This window comes from Paraburkholderia sp. RL18-085-BIA-A (assembly GCF_046027075.1).
Taxonomy (GTDB): Bacteria; Pseudomonadota; Gammaproteobacteria; order Burkholderiales; family Burkholderiaceae; genus Paraburkholderia.
The window spans coordinates 1-17,517 of sequence record NZ_JARESU010000017.1 but is presented as its reverse complement, the minus strand read 5'-3'; the positions used below and the strand labels follow the sequence as shown (position 1 = coordinate 17,517).

Sequence of the window (17,517 nt, the reverse complement as noted above, 5' to 3'; positions counted from 1 at the left end):
TGTGTCGCTTGTTTCACGGAAGGACGGTTTTGAAAGCGTATGGATGAACGCCCAACGGGTGCATTTCTATACAAGGAGGAACGGGTGTCCGCAAGCAAGTGCTTCAGCGGCTGGACGTCTCCAGCCTCAGGGTTCAGCCTGCCACGGACCTCGTTTTTTTCGTCAATCTGTTACCTCAGGACGTGGCTTCACTCCGCGTAAACTCGGAAGCATGAAGCTTCACGAACTCAAGGACGCCTGTCGCTGTGGTGCCCGTGAGCTTGAACAGGTCGTCGGTCATGCGGTCGTATCGTCCCTGCTCATGAAGTTCGGCCATCACTGCGAGGTGGCGGACAAGATGTTCCGGCAGCCCTGCCGCCCGGAGCTTGTCGGCCCATGCCGAAACGGGCACGTTGCGGTAGCGGATCGTGCGGCCGAGCGCTTCCGAAAAAAGCCGCGCATAGTGGTCGAGATCGGCCGACTCGAAGCCCGTCAGGTTGTAAACCTTGCCGATGTGCGGCGCCGGATCATCGAGTATCACGGATACGGCGCGCGCCACATCGACAGCGGAAATGGGCGAGGTCCGGCCGCTGCCAAGCGGCAATACCAGTTCGTCGTTTTCCCGCACGCCAGCCGAGGCGAGGACGAGAAAGAAGCCCTCGAGGAAAACGGTGGGCCGCATCGTGATGACGGGCAGGCCCGACCATTCCAATGCCTGTTCCGCTAACCAATGCTGCTTGTGCTGCGGGCTGCCGGTAGTCTCGGTGATGCTCATCTGCGTGACTGTCATCTGCGACATGTTCACGATGGCTTCGACGCCATGGTGTCGCGCAACCGCGGCGAGGTTGACCGTGGCCTCGAGATAAGCCGCGGATATAGACATGCCAAAGTAAATGCGCGAGCAGCCTTCGATTGCCCGATGCATCGAAGCGAGGTCCGTCAGGTCGCCCTGCACAACCTCGGCGCCGAGCCGGCGCAGATCGTCAGCGCGCTCATCTTGCCTGCGAACCAGTGCGCGCACTCTATGTCCTTTCTCCAGCAACATGGCCGTCAGCGTGCGGCCGATGCCACCGATTGCGCCTGCCGCTCCGGTTATGAGAATAGGGCGGTCGTGTTCAGATTTGATCTTCATGTCATTCATCCTTCCAGATGATAAGTGTGTATGCACATACATACGCGTGGGTGCCGGAAATGGCGATATGTCTCAGGCTTTGCGAGCCATGCTCACTGATGATCGCTTTGCAGGAAATCGGTCATTGATATAGCGATAGCGATCAGATCAGGATGCTCCTGAATGAAATGGGCACTGTTTTCAACGTCTACTGTACTCAGGTTGACCAGCTTCACGCAGCCGAGGTAGGCAGATCCTCCGGGCGAGGCTCACTGCCCGACACCGGGTGCGCTGCGCGTTCGTGAGCGTGCGCGGTCGGGGAACGGTCGATCGTGAGACTGAGCAGTTCGGGGCGGTTATAGTGGCCGGCCGAGTCCATCAACATCTTACGTCGGTCGATTAGCGTGAAGTCGAGATCTACGATGACTGCGCCTTCGCCCGAGCGGAGCGGTTCGGCCATCATCACTTCTATCCGGCACCGAGCATCTCAGGCTGCTCGATCGATGCCCGTCTGGACTGCGGAAAAGTACGGATAGTAGGCGTGACGGTCTCGGGAAAGGTGGCGAACTGCACGCCACGTCGACCAAGCTCATGCATTTTCTGCGCGACCTTTTCGACGGTTGCCTCATGACTCAAGACTCTTGAGATTTTCCGGGTTCGCGTGAGCAGACAGGTGCGCGCGATCTTCCTGGTCACCGCGTTACCCGCTGTACGGTTCAGGTCGACAGTCCTGCCCGGTTCGTGTTGCATATGCAGTACCTCGATAAGCTCAGTTTTTGCAGCGCGGGCGTGAGCTCGCGATGGACGTATTTGAGCGCACGGATGTATCCCGCAGGTGTCGAAAAACAGGGTTTTTGTATGCGCGCGTATCCACACGCGCAGTAGATACGCTCTGATACAAAGCGGAATGTGTCGCGATGCAGGCAGCGAAGCCGAGCTTAAGCATAGGAGGAGGTGAACATGTTCACCCATCCCGCGAGTCCAAGCGTCATTCCGAAGGCTGATTCTCTCGAATCACGGCGTGACTCACGCGATAGCAGAACTCAGCCCCGCTTTTGTGTCCTACAGCCCCACCGTCTGGGAGGATCGCGTAGAACTCATGCGGACGTTCGAGCGTTACCTGCGCTTAATCAACTGTCACTCGCGCGTCGCCGGTAAAAATCGCATCACGGGCTTTGTCGAACGCTAGTCCGTCAACGTGCCAACCACTGAGCAGGTCGGTAACGCAGCGGTGCCAAGCAATCCGGGGCAGCGGTTGTCTTCAGTCGAGATCAGAAGAAGGTATCCAACTCGTAATCCCGTTCGCCGGAAAATCCCGTTGGATAGACGGAGGCGACAAATAACTCGCCGCCGATTTTGCGAATATTGATCGCAGCGCTCGTAACCTGTTTAGGCACGTCGCCGTTTTGCTCGAACCCGTAAATTGTGCCGTCTGTTACCGGAATGTTTTTGATCCATTTCTGCGGGTCGCCAACGTTATTGTCCAGGTCGTCGAGCGCTTGTTGTCCTTGTGTGCTGTTCAGCAGATATCGAGTGAGCCGGGCTGACGTATACCGATTCTCGGTACGACTCTTTTTCAACATATTCGTTTGGCGCGGGTTAAGCGTAACGAAGCCTGCCGGGTGATCGCCACTATGATTTCGTTGCTCGATGTGCCCCCGGTGCATGTATTCATGCCCTTGTTTTTTTCCGGTATCGTTGTAAGCGATTCGACCGTCAGGTTCTAGTGCACGAGGGCGGGGTGAGCCTGGCCCATTTGCCAGTTCGTGACCGTTGCTACGGTCAATCGCTCCCATGGCTTCTTCTATCGTGTAGAGCTTCTTCACATTCGGCATCTTGTCACCCAGCGAAATGAATATGAACATCAGGCGAGGATTGAGCGCTCCGTCAAAAACGAGACGCTACCTCCCAGAGCCTCGATGTTAACGGAACGCTCGATGCGTGAATTTATTCCAGGTGCGCTGCTTTAAACCGATCGCTCGCTCTCAATTCGACGTGTTGTTGATATGCCGACGAGGGCCGGGGTTTCGATCTGCCGGCCTCGTCCTGACGACCTGGATTACCACGCGACTCAACACGCCAGCAATGCCTGGCAGCGGTCACCTGCTTGTCGTATCGCGCTGCAACACCCGCAACCGCTAGCCAGTCCGCCACTCAAAACCATACCCGCACAACCCGGGAATAAAACCCGCACACCCGCAGTCATGCCTCATGAACCGAGTCGCAAACGCCGCCGGACGATCTCCGGTGTGCGTGCGAATCCCTATCGTGAGGTCACCATGTCGTCACATCATTCATTCGATCCGGCGCGTCGCGGCGCGCTGAAATGCCTTGCGTTCGGCGGTCTGGGCACCGTGTTCGTACTGTCGGGCGGCGTGCTCACGCCGGTGGAACTGGCGCTTGCCGCCGACGCGAAAACATCCGCGGCAACCGTGGGCGTGCCGCTCTTCCTGCAGATCAGCGACACGCATATCGGCTTCAGCAAGGAAGCCAACCCGGACGTGGCGGGTACGCTTAAACAGACGATCGACTTCGTCAACGCGATGCCGGTCAAGCCCGCGCTGACCATCCATACCGGCGATATCACGCATCTGTCGAAGCCCGCGGAGTTTGATCTCGCCGCGCAGTTGATGTCGGGTCTGAAGATCACCGAGCTGCATACCGTGCCCGGCGAGCATGACGTGACGGATGGCCCCGGCACCGAGTACTTCAGCCGCTTCGGCCAGGCGTCGGACAACAAGGGCTATTACAGCTTCGACCATCAGGGCGTGCACTTCGTCGGCCTCGTCAACGTGATGCATTTCAAGCCGAACGGCCTGGGTGGCCTCGGCGACGATCAACTCGAGTGGCTCGAAAACGATCTCAAGGGACGCTCGTCGAGCACGCCGATCGTGGTCTTCGCCCACATGCCGATGTGGACGATCTACGAACCGTGGGGCTGGGGCACCGGCGATGCGGGCCAGGCGATCAGTTACCTGAAGCGCTTCGGTTCGGTGACGGTGCTCAACGGCCACATCCACCAGATCGTGTCGAAAGTGGAGGGCAATATCACGTTCCACACCGCGCGGTCGACCGCGTATCCGCAGCCGACAGCGGGCAACGGCGAAGGCCCCGGCCCGCTGAAAGTGGCAAGCGACCAGCTACCCAGAATGCTCGGCGTCACCAGTGTCAGCATCGCGCGCCATCCGTTGAAGGCCACGCTGGCCGACAAGACGCTGGCTTGATATCAGCTTCATTTCACGCATTTCACGTTCAGGAGATCAGTCATGCCAACTATCCGGATTGGTCGCGCGCTGTTTGTTTTTCTCAGCGGCTCTGCGGTGATCGCCGCGTCGGCTGCGATTTGCGTGGCACGCGCGGAAACGCCCAACGCGGTCGTCATCAAGAACTTCATGTTTTCGCCAATGGCGCTCACGATCAAGGCGGGTTCGACCGTGACCTGGAAGAATCTGGACGGTGAGCCGCACACGGTCGTCAACGACGCCGGCATGTTCCGTTCCGCAGCGCTCGACCAGAACGATTCCTATCAGTACAAATTCGACAAGCCCGGCGTCTACAATGTGTTTTGCGGCATTCACCCGAACATGAAGGAGAAGATCACCGTGCAGTGAGCGGCGCGCGGCGCCACGCACACGGACTCGAGCCGACGCTCACGCGGTATGCAGTTCGCTGAGGCGGCAAAGCAGAATGCCGTAGCCGGTCAGGTGGCCGAGGTACACACTCGTGAATACGTTGGACGCGGGCAGATCTTCGATCAGGTGGCGCAACTCTTCCATGTGCAGCGGCGGCGCCGGTGACGGCGGGCGCTCGACCCGCAGGTCGGCCGCCTCGGCCAGCCGGCGGTGCGCCGCCACCAGCGTGCCGAGCCGCGCGAGGAAGGCTTCGCGCCACGATGCGTCGAGTGCGGCGAACTGATCGTGGAACGTATCCATTGTCTCCAGGAAGTTGACGAGCGAATCGAAGGTCTCCTGATAGCACGCGAAGAGCGGCGTGCGGGCCCGGTTGCGCTTCAGATGAGGCGAGACCCACGCCTGCTCGATATCCGTTTTCAACAGCAGGTGCGCCTGTTTGAGATTGGTGCTCAGCGCGCGCAGTTTTGCAGTGGCCGGTTTGATCTGCGCGCGGTCGAGCTTGCCGGCGGCCAGTTGCGCGAGCGTCCCGGTCGACTGCTCGTTGCCGTCGTTGACGAGCGTGTTCGCCCAGTAGCCGTGATCGGGCGGAAACGCCATCTGCTGGATGATGAAGCCGAGCAGCATGCCCAGCACCACACCGATCAGCCGCTGTTCGAGCAGCGGGATGTGCTCGCCGGTGTAGAGGACGAGTGTCATCGGCACCGTGACGCTGGTCATCTGGAACAGCGACGGCCTGAGGCCGACGATGCCGAAGATCACCACCGGCAGCAGCATCGCGCCGAGCCACAGATGCGGCGCGGTCAGCCAGATCAGGAGCGTGCCCAGCGGCATCGCGACGACGTTGGACAGCACGCGCTTATAGAAGTAGCTTCTAGCCGCCGAAATCGAGCTTCCAAGCGCCAGCGTCAGCATGGCCGAACCGGCGAGGGACACTGCGGCGTCGGGGTAGCCGAGCAGCGAAGGGATGGCGAAACCGATCCACAGGCCCAGCGTGAGCTTGGTGTATTTCGCCGTTTCGGATAACGAAAAGCGCGCGAGGGCGCGGCGAAATGGCGTGAGCGGCAGATGGGTGTAAACGTTGGGCATGGTTTTTCGCTGACCGATGACGTTAAGCCTGGCGCGTGGGCAGGCGGACGAGACATTACCACTGCGCGGGCGCTCTTTCGGGAATCTGAACAGTAGCAGCTGTGGCGCACTGCACGTCGCGCGGGCCGCGTTTTAAATGGTGGCCGCAAAAGGGCGCGAGAGGCCGAGCGAGCAGGCGAGCGGCCGGGCTTGGTTGTTGCGTGTTGCACGGCGACAGCGGCCGCCTGTCCTGCGGACCGCGTGGCGGTGGTAGTCGAAGCCCGTGGCACGGTTCGCAGCGTGAGGCCGTAGGCCGCAGTTGAATCTTTTACCGGTCTCCGGCAGAAAGGCTGTGTTGCGGGGCGGCGTTTAAAGCGCGGCGCGCTCGTGTTGTCGTCGGCTGAGGAGCGAGTTACATTCGTCCAGCGGCGCTTGCATCGACCTGGCGATGTCGTGTGATCGAAGTTTGGTGTGGGTCTGGGTTTGGTCTTGAGTTGGGCCAGGAAAACAGATGTGGGACGTACTTCGGAGCTATTGCGATGGCTAACGATACTGACTTGCCTTACCCGGAAGCAGACGGCCGGGATGCGGGTTTCGAAGACCGCGACCCGTATGGAGCGAATGCGTCGCCGGCACGCTTCGGCCGTCTCGCGCTTTGCACGGCCGCGGCCGGTGCGCTGGCGTTTGGTGTGCTGGGGACGGTGGCTTACAGCGTCTGGTTCAATCACGACCAGCAGGCGTATGCCGAGGCCATCGCGACGGCGCGGCAGGCGCTCGGCATTCGAGGGCCGGCGGCGGCTAGCGTGTCGGGGCGGCAACCGCCGCCGCAAGCCGTGATGGCGGCGCCGGCGCCAGCAGTCCCGGTCGCGGATGCACCCGCGAGAGCCACAGCAGCAGCAATGACAGGCGCGCCCGCTACGATGACGCCGGACGGCGCAGCCACGGCGAACGCATTGATGAATGCAGCGTCAACCGAAAAAACCGCAGCGGCGCAGGCTGGCGAAGAGGGCGGCAAGCACGCGGTCTGGTCGGGCCAGGTGGCGCGAGCCCCTGCGACAACGGCAACAACGGTAACAACGGCAACAATAGCGCCGACGCTCGCCGACGCCACGCCTGCTGGCAACGCACTTCCCGACACCACCTTCGCCGACAACATCCACCCGGCCCCAGCCACCCCGCCGACACCCGCACCTTCGCCTCGCCGCCACAACCGTCGCGCAACGAACGCTGATCCCGCCGCGCAGCCGTCCACCGCAAGCCGGCCCGCCAAGGACTCACGGATCGCGCAACAGGAGCGCAATGGTTCGGCGCCGAACGCGACGAAGCACACGAGCAGTCTGTTCGCGCGGATGGGGCTGTTCTTTCGACGCGTGAGCTATCGGCAACATGACACCGGGCGCCAGCAACAAGACGTGTACTCCCACCCCTGAGCCGCGGCGGACCCGGCACGTGGCGCGCGGACCCGTCCCGGCGATGCGCTTCACGCCCGGTCCGGCGACTGTCGCCGTGGCGTCGATGCTGTGTCTGCTGCTCGGCCTGCTGTACCTGGCGATCCAGATCAGGACCGTCTTTTCGGATCAGTTGAAACAGGAATACGCGAGCCTCGTTCTCGACGCGGCCGCGCGCGCCGAGAGCGCGCGTGAACAGCTCGGCGTCTGGCAACACATGCCCAAAGGCGGCGCGACCCAGGCGCAGGACTACCAGCGCGCTCGCGCTGAGTTCACCCAGCGTCTCGCGTCGCTCGCCGCGCTGGTGAACGCGAGCCCGGCCCAGGCGCCGCACTTTGCGCCCGCTATGCTGACCCCGGACGCGAGCCTCGCCGATACCGACGCGATGCTCGCCGAAGTCTCCGCGTACTGGCGCGCGCAACGCGACGCCGACGGCGCCGACGTGCGCGTGCGGATCACACATGTCGCGCGCACGTTGATCGCGTTGGCGGCGCTGCTGTTCTGCATGCTGATCACGGCACTGGCCATGTACGCCAAACGCAATCGACTACTCGCGGGTCAGTCGCACGAGTTCGAGCATGCATCGCTGCACGATTGGCTGACCGGCTTGCCGAACCGGCGCAAACTGCTTGCCGCGCTCGAAGAGGCCGCGGCCAGCGCGCGCGCCGCTACGCCGGCTCGCAGCATCGCGGTGCTGTATGTCGATCTGGACGGCTTCAAGCAGGTCAACGATTCGCTCGGCCATCATGCGGGCGACGAATTCCTGATCGCGGTCTCCATCTGTTTTCGCGAATCGATGCGCGAGGCCGAACTCGTCGCGCGCATCGGCGGCGACGAGTTCGCGGTGCTGGTCAGCGCGTATTCGACCCGCGCGCAGCTTGTCGACATCGCGCGGCGGCTGATTGCGTGCGTGGTGCACATCGACGAGCGGATGGGACTCGGCCTCGTGCGCGCCAGCATTGGCATTGCGTGCTTTCCCGAGCCCGTCGACGACTACCGCCGCCTCGTCGCCGCCGCCGACGAGGCGATGTATCAGGTCAAACGCAGCGGCAAGAATGGCTATGCGTTCGTCGCGCCGGCGACCCGTCCGGCGAGTTCATGACGTTCAGGGAGCGGATGTTTGCGGCGCGGGTGTGGTGGTGGCTGGCAGTTTCGCCGCGCGGCGCGCGCGGTCGCTGATGATCTCGTGACGCCGGTGATCGGTCATGCCTTTCCATTCGCGGATTTCTTCGCGGGTACGGAGGCAGCCGACGCAGAAACCCGATTGGCCGTCGATTCTGCAAACGTCGACGCACGGTGATTGTATTGCCATGTCCGGATCATGAATTGCGGTGGAATGAATTTCGACGGCAGCGTGCGAAAACCGGCGAACCGGTTCAGCGACGCGCGTTGAAACGATGCGTGCGTTGGACTCGCTGTAGCAGTCGAGCTGCCGTCGCGTTCGTCGCCGTTGCTTGCGTCGACCAGGTGGTTCGCAATGCGCCCCATGCCGTTGAACAGCGTTCGCTTCTCGCGACGCGTGCAAACCACCTCGTAGCTGCCCGCGCAGGGGCGAGTATATCCGATCCGCAAGCATGCGCCACGCATGCCGCATATGCATCAACGCCGTCACGCACGCGCAATTCTATTTCGTGTTAAAAAACCGGAGCCCGCTGGCGTGGCACAGCGTACGTCGGTGGGCGTGGTGACTCCGATTCATCCGCAGCGGAAGGGGCAATGTCCAGAGATTCGTATATGCGCGCCGTCGCTCGCATGAGCCGGCCCGAGTGGTTCGTGGCTATCGTCGCGGCAGCGTTGGCCGCCTGTGCGCCGTTGCCGCCGTCCGCCAGCCAGGGGGATGGCCATCCGCAAATGGCCGCTCAGGTCAGCGCGCAAGGCCTCGCGCAAGCGTCGCCGTCAGCTTCCCCACCAGCCGCGCCGCGTGCGGTCGAAGGGCCGTTGCCCGTCCCGGCCAATCTGATCCCGTTGACGCAGCCGGCGGGACAGAAGCGGCTGATGTCCAGCGCCTACAGGCAGGCGTACTGGCCGCTCGCGCAATACTTCGAAACGCAGCGCAACGAGGCTTACTGCTCGGTGGCGACATCGGTGATGGCGCTCAACGCGTTGGGCATTCGCCGTCCCGAGTCGAGCCAGTATCCGGACTATCCGTTTTTCTCGCAGCAGGATTTCTTTCGCGGCATCGATGCACAGGTGGCGAACGCCGCGCAAGTCTCGAAGGAAGGCATGACGCTCGATCAGCTCAGCGCGGCGCTGGGCGCGTTTCCCGACGAGGTGACGAAGTTCCACGCCGCCGATCTGACGCCCGATCGCTTTCGCGATCTGATTCGCGACACCGTGATTCGTCACGATCGCTTCGCGTTGCTGAACTTCAGGCGGGCGGAGATCGGCGAGACGGGCGGCGGGCACTGGTCGCCGCTCGCTGCATACGACGCCGCGAGCGACAGCGCGCTGCTGCTCGACGTCGCGAGGTACAAATATCCGGCTGTGTGGGTGCCGGTCGCGCAACTGTACGCGGCTGCGCTGACGGTCGACAGCGTGAGCGGTTTGTCTCGCGGACTGGTGATCGTCGGCAGGCGCGGGGAGTGATGCGGGTTTGCGGGCACGTGGCGTGAGCGGTGGCGCTTACGTGTCACTCGCGTTGAACACTCCAATGGCGCGCCCGCGCCAGGCGCCTCAACGATCCTCGTTGAGCCACTCCGTCAGCTTTTCCCGCGCATTCAATTCGATAAACGACGGCAGCGCCCGCAGCCCGCGAATATAGCGCGCGAGATGCGGCCAGCCCATCGCGGGACGCGGCATGTTGCGGGTCCAGCGCATCAACATCACCGCCAGCAGGTCCGCAGTGCTGAGCGTGCCGCCGACCAGATAGGCGCGGCCATCCGCGAGCCGCGCGTCGAGCTGGTCGCACGCCTGTTCGATCCGGCGCCGCGCGAGCGCGCGAACCGCTTCGGCGCCGGCGGGATCGCCATCGCTGTCGGCGTAGAACCAGTCGCGCATCGCGGGCAGGATCGTGTTGGCGAGATAGATCATCGACTCCAGCCACGCGGCGCGCTCCGCCGAACCGGGCGCGGGCGCGAGCGCGGCCTCCGGATGCCGCTCGGCCAGCAGCATCAGCAACGCAGCCGATTCATGGCGCGGCGAGCCGTCGACGACCAGCGTCGGCACGCGCCCGCTCGGATTGAGCAACCGATATTGCGGATCGTGCTGCTGGCCCGCGTCGATATCGACGAGCCGCGCTTCGAACGGGACGCGCATTTCGATCAACATCCAGTGAACGGCCATGCTCGCCGCGCCCGGCGAGTAGTAGAGAACATAGGACATGCATCGGCTCCGCGTGTGGATTGAATTTGCCGGCCTTCATCGGCCATTGATGCACGCGTAGTTTAACGGCGTTCGTGAAAAGCTCGAACGCGGTCGGGGGAAACTTCGTTCCCGCGAGACCTTTTACCTGACGCAAACTGATCCGCTAGACGACTTGATGCGCAGTGTGCCTTCAGCCACCAAGAGATGAGATTCGAATCGGCGAAGCTTCAGCAAAGGGTGTGTCTCGGAATCGGAGAGCGTTGAAGGGCAATGGGCATGCGTTTGCATTGCACTGCGCAACGGGCGTCGTTGGCGCGAAGGCGCGTTTCAAACGCAGTGTGTTTTTTCATTCATGTGTAGATCTGACCTTTGATCGAGGCGGTTTCGGCGCGACGTCTGATCGTGAGCACGCGCAAAACATCAGGACGGAGAAAGAGAAGGGGGCTGTTGCATCAAGCAAACAGCCCCTTCAGGTACCACTGCGGGTACTACTACGCGAACAACGCCTTAATGCAACACTCAGTGAACCGACGCCTGCGTCTGCTCGACCGGCTGTGGCTGCGTCACCGCGCTCACCACGGCGAACACGACCACGTTCACCGCCAGAGCGAGGAAGCCGATGTTCACGTCCTTCAACGCATCGGGCAGGAACGGCATCAACTGGCCGACGCTCCAGTGCAGCGTGGTCGTCAGCGTGACCACCGCGACACCGGCCACGATCCCGCAGAATGCGCCCTGTTTGGTCGCGCGGTTGTGCGGGAACAGGCTGCAGATCACCGCGGGGAACAGCTGGGTCACGAAGCTGTAGCCCATCAGCAGCAACGCGACGATGGTCTCGCCGCCGTTCAGCGTGAAGCCCACTGCCACCAGCGCGACCACCGGCACCAGCACGCGCGCGAGCAGCGCCACCGACGCATCCGACGCGCCGCGGTTCACCATGCCGCGGTACACGTCGTTGGCGAGCAGCGTCGACGCGGACGTGAGGATCATGGAGCCCGGCACCAGCGCGGTCAGAATGCCGGCCGCGCCGATCACGCCGACGAACCACGGGTCGAAGGTCTGCAGCGACAGGCGGAACAGCGAAAGGTCGATGTCGCCGCCCTTGAGGCCCGGCACCCGCAGCGTCGCCGCAAAGCCGACGAAGAACACGAACAGCAGGATCAGCTGATACAGCGGCAGCACCATCGCATTGCGCCGGAAGATGCGCTCGTCCTTGGCGGTAAAGATCGAGCCGAACGTGTGCGGCCACATGAAAAAGCCGAGCGCCGTCAAGAGCACGGTCGACTGGAACCACGTCACGCTCGAACCGCGCGCCGGGAACGCGAGGAAGCCGGGACGGGCGGCGTCGATCGCGCGGAACATGTCGCCCAGGCCGCCGTAGTAGTGCAGCGGCAGATAGATGCCGAGGAACAGCACGATCGCGAGGATCAGCAGGTCTTTCACCACCGAATTCCACGCGGAGCCGCGCACGCCCGAGACGATCACATAAGCCGTCACGACGCAGGCGCCGATCCACACAGCCGCCGTCGACGAGATCGCCCCATACGACGCGGTCGCGACGATGATGCCGAGCCCCTTCAGTTGCAGCACGAGGTACGGAATCAGCGCGGCCACGCCGACCAGCGCGACCAGCGTGCCGAGCGCCGGGCTGTCGTATTTGCGCGAGAAGAAGTGCGGCTGCGAGACGAGGCGCTGTTTCTTCGCGTAACGCCAGATCGGCGGCAGCATCCAGTACGACAGGATGTACGCGAGCGTGCCGTACGCGAGGATGTAGTAGACCGGCGCGCCCTTGCCGTACGCGAAGCCGCTACCGCCGAGGAAGGTGAAGGTCGTGTAGATTTCGCCGGCCATCAGCAGGAACACGAAGGCGGTGCCGAAGCTGCGGCCGCCCACGCTCCACTGTTCGAGGCTCATGTCGTGGCCGCGCCGCGCGCGCACGCCGAGATAGAGCGCGAACAGCGTGACGGCCGCGATGATGACGAGTGCGCTCATGAGCGGACCTCCTCGCCATCGGCGACGAAATTGCGATTGGATGGGTCCAGACGGTAGACGATCGCCATGATGATCGAACTCAGCACCACCCACATGACGATCCAGGCCAGCACGAACGGCATGCCGAGCACCAGCGGCTCGACTCGATTCACAAACGGGACGCCGAGCAGAATGCCGATGAACGGCAGCGCAGCGAGTGCACGAAGCAACATAGGGGCAACTCCTCGAACGGTTAAGTACGTCTCGTAGAAAGCGTGGCTTCGCTGAGGACTGTATGCCTGTTAGTTTGCTTACGTAAAGAGCGACAAAAAAGTGTAGGCTTTCTGAAAGTTGCGCGTGCATCGTTCGGCTCGCGCTTGCTGCGCTGCAAGGCGGCGCGCGCGCAGCGGCACGCCGACGGGTGGCCGGCCGCGCGCGGCGATTTGCGGCATTGGCTGGCGCGCCGCGATATGATCTGCACCACGCAGTGTGGTCTGCACCAGGTAGTGCGAGCATTGGCCGGATCGCGCGAAGCGCTCCGGGTTCACCAACATGGTTGGGCGTCTTCGGCGGGCGCACTGAGTCGCGCCAACCGGGCCGCCGTTCGATACGGATCGCATATGGTCGCCAGTCTGATCTCGGACATTCTGTTTGGCTTCACCGGGCTGATCAGCATCATCAACCCGATCGGCATTGCTTTCGTCTTCCTTGACCGGACCGCGGCATTGACCACCGAGGAGCGCACCGCGCTCGCGAGGAAGATCGCCGTCAACGTGGTCTGCGTGCTGCTGGTGGCGTTCTTTATCGGCACGCCGATCCTGCATTTCTTCGGCATTTCGATAGAGGCGCTGCGCATCGGCGGCGGGCTCGCGGTGGCGGTGGGCGGCTGGCAGATGCTCAACGCACCCGACACGCAGCCGGCCGATCCGGCGGCCGTCAAGCGCGTCGACGCGGACAACGCGATGTCGAAGGCGTTCTTCCCGCTTACCATTCCATTGACCACCGGACCCGGCGCGATCGCGACCGCCATCGCGCTGACCGCGAACCGCACGCACAAGCTGTCGGAGTTCGTGCTGTCGAGCATTGCGTCGGTGGTGATCTCGTTTGCGGTGGCCGTCACCGTCTATCTGATCTACAGCCGCGCGGTGGTTTTCGCCAGATACCTCGGTGTCGACGGGACCAAGGTGGCGATGCGTGTATCTTCGTTTCTGTTGCTGTGCATCGGCGTGCAGATCATGCTGACCGGCTTCTCCGAATTCCTGATTCCGATCGCGACGATGCAGCCCGTCGTCAAGTAGCCCGCACCCGGCGGCGCGTCGCGCCGGAGCGGTCAGCCCTATCCACAAGGAGAGCATTCATGTGTCGCTGGCTCGCTTATACCGGTAACCCGCTTCAGCTCGAAACGGTGCTGTTCAACGCCAAACATTCACTGATCGACCAGAGCCTGCATTCGCGGCTCGGCCATACCACCACCAATGGTGACGGCTTCGGGATCGGCTGGTACGGCCATCAGACCGACATTCCGTATCGTTACCGCTGCATCCAGCCCGCGTGGAGCGACCGCAATCTGCGCGAGGCCGCGCGGGCGATTCACTCGCCACTGTTCGTCGCGCACATCCGCGCGGCGACCGACACGCCGTCGCAGGAAACCAACTGCCATCCGTTCCGTCATGGCCGCTGGCTGTTCGCGCACAACGGGCTGGTGCGCAACTATCCGTCGGTGCGCCGCGATCTGATGGTGGCGATCGACCCTGATCTGTTCCCGTCGATCGAAGGGTCGACCGATTCCGAAGTGCTGTTTTTCCTTGCGCTGACGTTCGGCCTGGAGTTGGCGCCCGTCACCGCGCTCGAACGGATGGTGGCGTTCGTCGAGGACACCGGGCGGCGGCACGGCGTGGACGAGCCGCTGAACATGACCGTGTGCGCGACCGACGGTGAGCAGATCGTCGCGGTGCGCTATTCGAGCGAAGGGCAGTCGCGCTCGCTGTATCACAGCACGTCGTTCCGTCATCTGCACGAGCTGTATCCCGACGATCCGCGCATCATGCTGGCCGGCGAGGACGCGTTCCTGGTGCTGTCGGAGCCGCTCGCGGATTTGCCGGGCTGGTGGCAGGAGATTCCCGAGAGTTCGGCGGTGGTCGCGCGCGGCGGCGAGATCGAGCACTTTCCGTTCAAGCCGCAACAGGCGTGAACAGGGGGCGTTGCAGCCGCACGCGGACGGGGCACGGCGTGAGATACAGGAACGCTAGCGCGTCAGCAGCAGCGAACTCAACACCGAGAACACCGTTGACGGCAATTCGGCGAGGCGGCTGACCACCACGTTGCGCGGATAGAAGTCCTCGACCGCGTCGGTCAGCACGCCGATCCCTACGAGTTCGATGCCGCGCTTGCCGATTGCCGCGACGCGTTCGCGCAGATCGCGGCGCAAGACTTGCGGATCGCCGTCGCCGGTCGACGGATAGCCGTCGGAAAACACCATCAGGATGCGCCGCGCGGCCTGATGATCGGCGAGCCGCGTCGCGGCCCACGCGAGCGCTTCGCCGTCGGGGTTCTCGTGGCCGCAGTCGATCGCGGCGATCCCGCTCAGGTCGGTCGCGCCGAAGCGTTTGTACACCTTCAGATCGAGCCGCTCGACGAAACGGTTGTAGCGCCGCAAGTCCGCGCCGGCCGCCAGTTGCCGCTCGTAGAGCTGCCGCATCGGCGTGGATTCGAGCGAGCAATAGCCGAGCACTTCACAATCGAACGAGAGCTGAGTGAGCGCATCGCATAGCGCCGCCGCGCACAGGCGCGCGAGTTCGATCTTGCGCCCGGCCATCGACCCGCTCCGGTCGATCAGCAGCGTCACCGCGACGTCGCGCCCTTTGGCCGCGCGTTGCGTGCGAAACGGCGTGCGGTAGCCGGGCGAGGTTGCGAGCTTCGCCAGCGCGGTGCGGTCGATTTCGCCGCGCTCCTGCTCGCGGCGCCAGCGGATGCGCTCGTCGGCGCTCAGCGCGCGTTCGAGTTTGTCCTTCAGCGGCGCGGTGTCGGCGCGGGCTTGCGCGCGCAGCGCGCGCCACGCCGCGCTGTCGCCCTGGCCCGTGAGATCGGCGAGCACGTCGAATTCGGTGGCGAGCGGAATCGATAGGTTGGCTCGCGTGGCGTGCGTCGCGGTCGCGCCCGCTTCGCCTTCGGAGCGGGTGGACGGCTGCTGCGAGTCGGCGAGCGATTGCCCCATGCCGAGTGCGTCGTCGGCCTGCGCGCCGCCGCTGCGCTCGGCGCTCGGCGCGGCCGCGCTGTCGTGATCGGGCAGCATGCTGTCGTCATCGTCGAAGGGCGCCAACGACGCAGCGGCGCTCTGTGTGTCGATGTCCTCGACCGCATCCGCGCTGAACGCCATGCTGTTCACGTCACCCGCCGACAAGGCCCGCACGCGCGCCACCAGCGCGTGCGCCGCCGCGATGCTCTGCGCGGTCGAACCGCTCGCGCGCGCGTCGCGCAGCAGATCCTGCGCGGCATGCAACGCGGCCAATAGCGACGGGCTCGCTTCGGTGCGGCGGGGCGGTTCGTCCCACAGCGCGCGTTCGACCAGCCACACCAGCCGCTCGCGCCAATGCAGCTTCGGCCAGCGTTGCCGCACGCGCTCCGCGGCGTGCTCGCGCAGCTTGCCGATGAACCAGCGCGCGCCCGGATATTCGTCGAGCAGTTGCGCGCATACGCGGCGGTCCTCGATCACTTGCGCGAGATTCGCGGCGATACCGGCGGGCAGCGCATCGAGCTGCGCGAGCGACGCATGCTTCGCGCGCGCCACCAGCAAGTCGAGATAGCCGATCAGCACATCGCGTTCGATGCCGCCGTTCATCTCGTAGTCGGGAATCACGATGCGACCGGGTTCGACGCGCGGTCCCTCGGGACTGAACACGACGGTCACGCCGTATTGTCCGGTGAGCACGCGGGCCACCTTGCCGAGCGTCGATTCGAATGCGAAACCGCGCTTGTCGTGCGTTGTGTGTGCGGCGTTCATGCGCGCGTTCCTGGTCGCTTTCCTTGCCGCTGTCCGCTCACGCGGGCGGCGCGATGTGATGCCGAACGATGCCGCGAATCAACGCAGCGTCCTCCGGGCTCACCTTCGCGTAGATCGCCGGGCCGGCGGCGCGCTCGGGGTCGCCGTTGCGCAGCATCAGCTCGGCCCAGTCGAGCAGCCGGCGGGTCGAGAACGCGCTCGACAGATCCTCGCGGGCGAACGCCGCGCGGCAGTCGGCGGCAATCGCGGCGAGCGTCGCGGCCAGTGTGCGCGTCATATTCGGCGCTAGCGTTCGCATCAGCACGTCGGCTTCTTCGGCGGGCGTCAGATAGTCGAGCAGGTAGACGCGCCAGCGATCCAGAAACGCCTCGTTCATCAGATTCGAGCCCTGGTACAGATGCCGGAACTGACTCATCGCGCCGACCGCGTTCGCCGTTGCGAAGAGGCGGAATGACGGATGCGGCGCGACGATCTCGTTGCCTTTCTCCTTCAGCACGAGGCGCCCGTGCGGTTCGAGCACGGCGGTGAGGGCGGCGAGAATCGACGGCTCGGCAAAATCGATTTCATCGACGATCAGCCAGAGCCCTTCGCGCATCGCCGTGGGCAGCACGCCGTCGACCCACAGCGTCTCGCCGCCCTTGACGGTCCAGAAGCCGACGAAATCGCCGACGGTGGTCTGCCCGTTCATGTTCGAGCGCAACACGCCGTGACGCGAGCGCGCCGCGACCTGTTCGATCAGGCTGGTCTTGCCCGCGCCGGTGTGACCGATCAGCATCACGCGGCGATTCTCGACGATGTCTTCGACGATGTCGTTAAAGCGCGCCGCGAACAGATAAGCGGGATTGACGCGCGGCACGAGCGCGCCGCCGGCGCCGCAGCGCACCTCGACCTGACCGATGCGCACGGTCTCGCCAGCGTCTTCATAAGGCTGGCGCCGGGGGGGGGGGGGCCCCCCCCCCCCCCCCCGCCGATAACGGGGGGAGGGGGTTTGGTGAAAAGCACCGGGGG

At 63.9% G+C, this 17,517-nt stretch carries 17 protein-coding genes and 1 pseudogene; 7 read left to right on the top strand and 11 right to left on the bottom strand.

Annotated features, from left to right (window positions below; all coding sequences use genetic code 11):
* Positions 1-175 precede the first annotated feature (175 nt).
* The 4 genes from P0D89_RS14450 to P0D89_RS14435 form a co-directional block, all read right to left on the bottom strand.
* Complete coding sequence (locus tag P0D89_RS14450; protein ID WP_408376795.1) at positions 176-1,111, bottom strand: NmrA family NAD(P)-binding protein; 936 nt, start codon at positions 1,109-1,111, stop codon at positions 176-178.
* Between the two features lie 211 nt (positions 1,112-1,322).
* Positions 1,323-1,553: a hypothetical protein gene (locus P0D89_RS14445; protein ID WP_408376794.1), complete on the bottom strand. Its 231-nt coding sequence runs from the start codon at positions 1,551-1,553 to the stop codon at positions 1,323-1,325.
* Between the two features lie 5 nt (positions 1,554-1,558).
* Positions 1,559-1,840, bottom strand: a complete 282-nt coding sequence (locus P0D89_RS14440; RefSeq protein WP_408376793.1) for a hypothetical protein — start codon at positions 1,838-1,840, stop codon at positions 1,559-1,561.
* Positions 1,841-2,361: 521 nt separating this feature from the next.
* On the bottom strand, positions 2,362-2,916 hold the full coding sequence (locus tag P0D89_RS14435) for a hypothetical protein (protein ID WP_408357785.1): 555 nt from the start codon (positions 2,914-2,916) through the stop codon (positions 2,362-2,364).
* A 453-nt stretch (positions 2,917-3,369) separates the two neighbouring features.
* Between P0D89_RS14435 and P0D89_RS14430 the strand changes: the two genes are divergently transcribed.
* Together P0D89_RS14430 and P0D89_RS14425 are read left to right on the top strand one after the other, a co-directional pair.
* Positions 3,370-4,314 (top strand): metallophosphoesterase family protein, encoded by a 945-nt coding sequence (locus P0D89_RS14430; RefSeq protein WP_408376792.1) that lies wholly within the window; start codon positions 3,370-3,372, stop codon positions 4,312-4,314.
* A 42-nt stretch (positions 4,315-4,356) separates the two neighbouring features.
* Entirely contained in the window at positions 4,357-4,701 is a 345-nt protein-coding gene (locus P0D89_RS14425) for a cupredoxin domain-containing protein (protein ID WP_408357787.1), read from the top strand.
* Between the two features lie 39 nt (positions 4,702-4,740).
* Here P0D89_RS14425 and P0D89_RS14420 read toward each other — a convergent pair whose 3' ends face one another.
* A complete protein-coding gene (locus tag P0D89_RS14420; RefSeq protein WP_408376791.1) occupies positions 4,741-5,808 on the bottom strand; it encodes an aromatic acid exporter family protein in 1,068 nt (355 codons plus the stop codon).
* 518 nt (positions 5,809-6,326) lie between these two features.
* Between P0D89_RS14420 and P0D89_RS14415 the strand changes: the two genes are divergently transcribed.
* Together P0D89_RS14415 and P0D89_RS14410 are read left to right on the top strand one after the other, a co-directional pair.
* The gene (locus tag P0D89_RS14415) at positions 6,327-7,217 is read left to right on the top strand and encodes a hypothetical protein (protein WP_408376790.1); all 891 of its coding nucleotides are present in this window, start codon (positions 6,327-6,329) and stop codon (positions 7,215-7,217) included.
* Entirely contained in the window at positions 7,174-8,337 is a 1,164-nt protein-coding gene (locus tag P0D89_RS14410) for a GGDEF domain-containing protein (protein WP_408376789.1), read from the top strand. The genes P0D89_RS14415 and P0D89_RS14410 overlap by 44 nt, the downstream gene beginning before the upstream one ends.
* Before the next feature lie 3 nt (positions 8,338-8,340).
* On the opposite strand, the gene P0D89_RS14405 is transcribed toward P0D89_RS14410, so the two are convergent.
* Entirely contained in the window at positions 8,341-8,547 is a 207-nt protein-coding gene (locus P0D89_RS14405) for a DUF1289 domain-containing protein (protein ID WP_408357791.1), read from the bottom strand.
* 404 nt (positions 8,548-8,951) lie between these two features.
* On the opposite strand from P0D89_RS14405, the gene P0D89_RS14400 reads away from it, so the two are divergent.
* A complete protein-coding gene (locus tag P0D89_RS14400; RefSeq protein WP_408376788.1) occupies positions 8,952-9,821 on the top strand; it encodes a phytochelatin synthase family protein in 870 nt (289 codons plus the stop codon).
* Positions 9,822-9,908: 87 nt separating this feature from the next.
* Here the strand turns inward: P0D89_RS14400 and P0D89_RS14395 are convergent, their stop codons facing one another.
* The 3 genes from P0D89_RS14395 to P0D89_RS14385 form a co-directional block, all read right to left on the bottom strand.
* Positions 9,909-10,556, bottom strand: coding sequence for a glutathione S-transferase family protein (locus P0D89_RS14395; RefSeq protein WP_408376787.1), 648 nt, complete (start codon positions 10,554-10,556; stop codon positions 9,909-9,911).
* Between the two features lie 501 nt (positions 10,557-11,057).
* Positions 11,058-12,530 carry a sodium:solute symporter family protein gene (locus P0D89_RS14390; protein WP_408376786.1) on the bottom strand — a complete coding sequence of 491 codons (1,473 nt, stop codon included), beginning with the start codon at positions 12,528-12,530 and terminating at the stop codon, positions 11,058-11,060.
* The gene (locus P0D89_RS14385; protein WP_408357795.1) at positions 12,527-12,742 is read right to left on the bottom strand and encodes a DUF3311 domain-containing protein; all 216 of its coding nucleotides are present in this window, start codon (positions 12,740-12,742) and stop codon (positions 12,527-12,529) included. The genes P0D89_RS14390 and P0D89_RS14385 overlap by 4 nt, the downstream gene beginning before the upstream one ends.
* 387 nt (positions 12,743-13,129) lie before the next feature.
* On the opposite strand from P0D89_RS14385, the gene P0D89_RS14380 reads away from it, so the two are divergent.
* Together P0D89_RS14380 and P0D89_RS14375 are read left to right on the top strand one after the other, a co-directional pair.
* Complete coding sequence (locus tag P0D89_RS14380) at positions 13,130-13,807, top strand: MarC family protein (protein WP_408357796.1); 678 nt, start codon at positions 13,130-13,132, stop codon at positions 13,805-13,807.
* Positions 13,808-13,866: 59 nt separating this feature from the next.
* On the top strand, positions 13,867-14,700 hold the full coding sequence (locus P0D89_RS14375; RefSeq protein WP_408357797.1) for a class II glutamine amidotransferase: 834 nt from the start codon (positions 13,867-13,869) through the stop codon (positions 14,698-14,700).
* Positions 14,701-14,754: 54 nt separating this feature from the next.
* Here the strand turns inward: P0D89_RS14375 and P0D89_RS14370 are convergent, their stop codons facing one another.
* Both P0D89_RS14370 and P0D89_RS14365 read right to left on the bottom strand, forming a co-directional pair.
* Entirely contained in the window at positions 14,755-16,509 is a 1,755-nt protein-coding gene (locus tag P0D89_RS14370; RefSeq protein ID WP_408376785.1) for a cobaltochelatase CobT-related protein, read from the bottom strand.
* A gap of 37 nt (positions 16,510-16,546) precedes the next feature.
* Positions 16,547-17,419: pseudogene (locus P0D89_RS14365) on the bottom strand (AAA family ATPase); the annotation flags it as partial.
* Between the last annotated feature and the right edge of the window lie 98 nt (positions 17,420-17,517).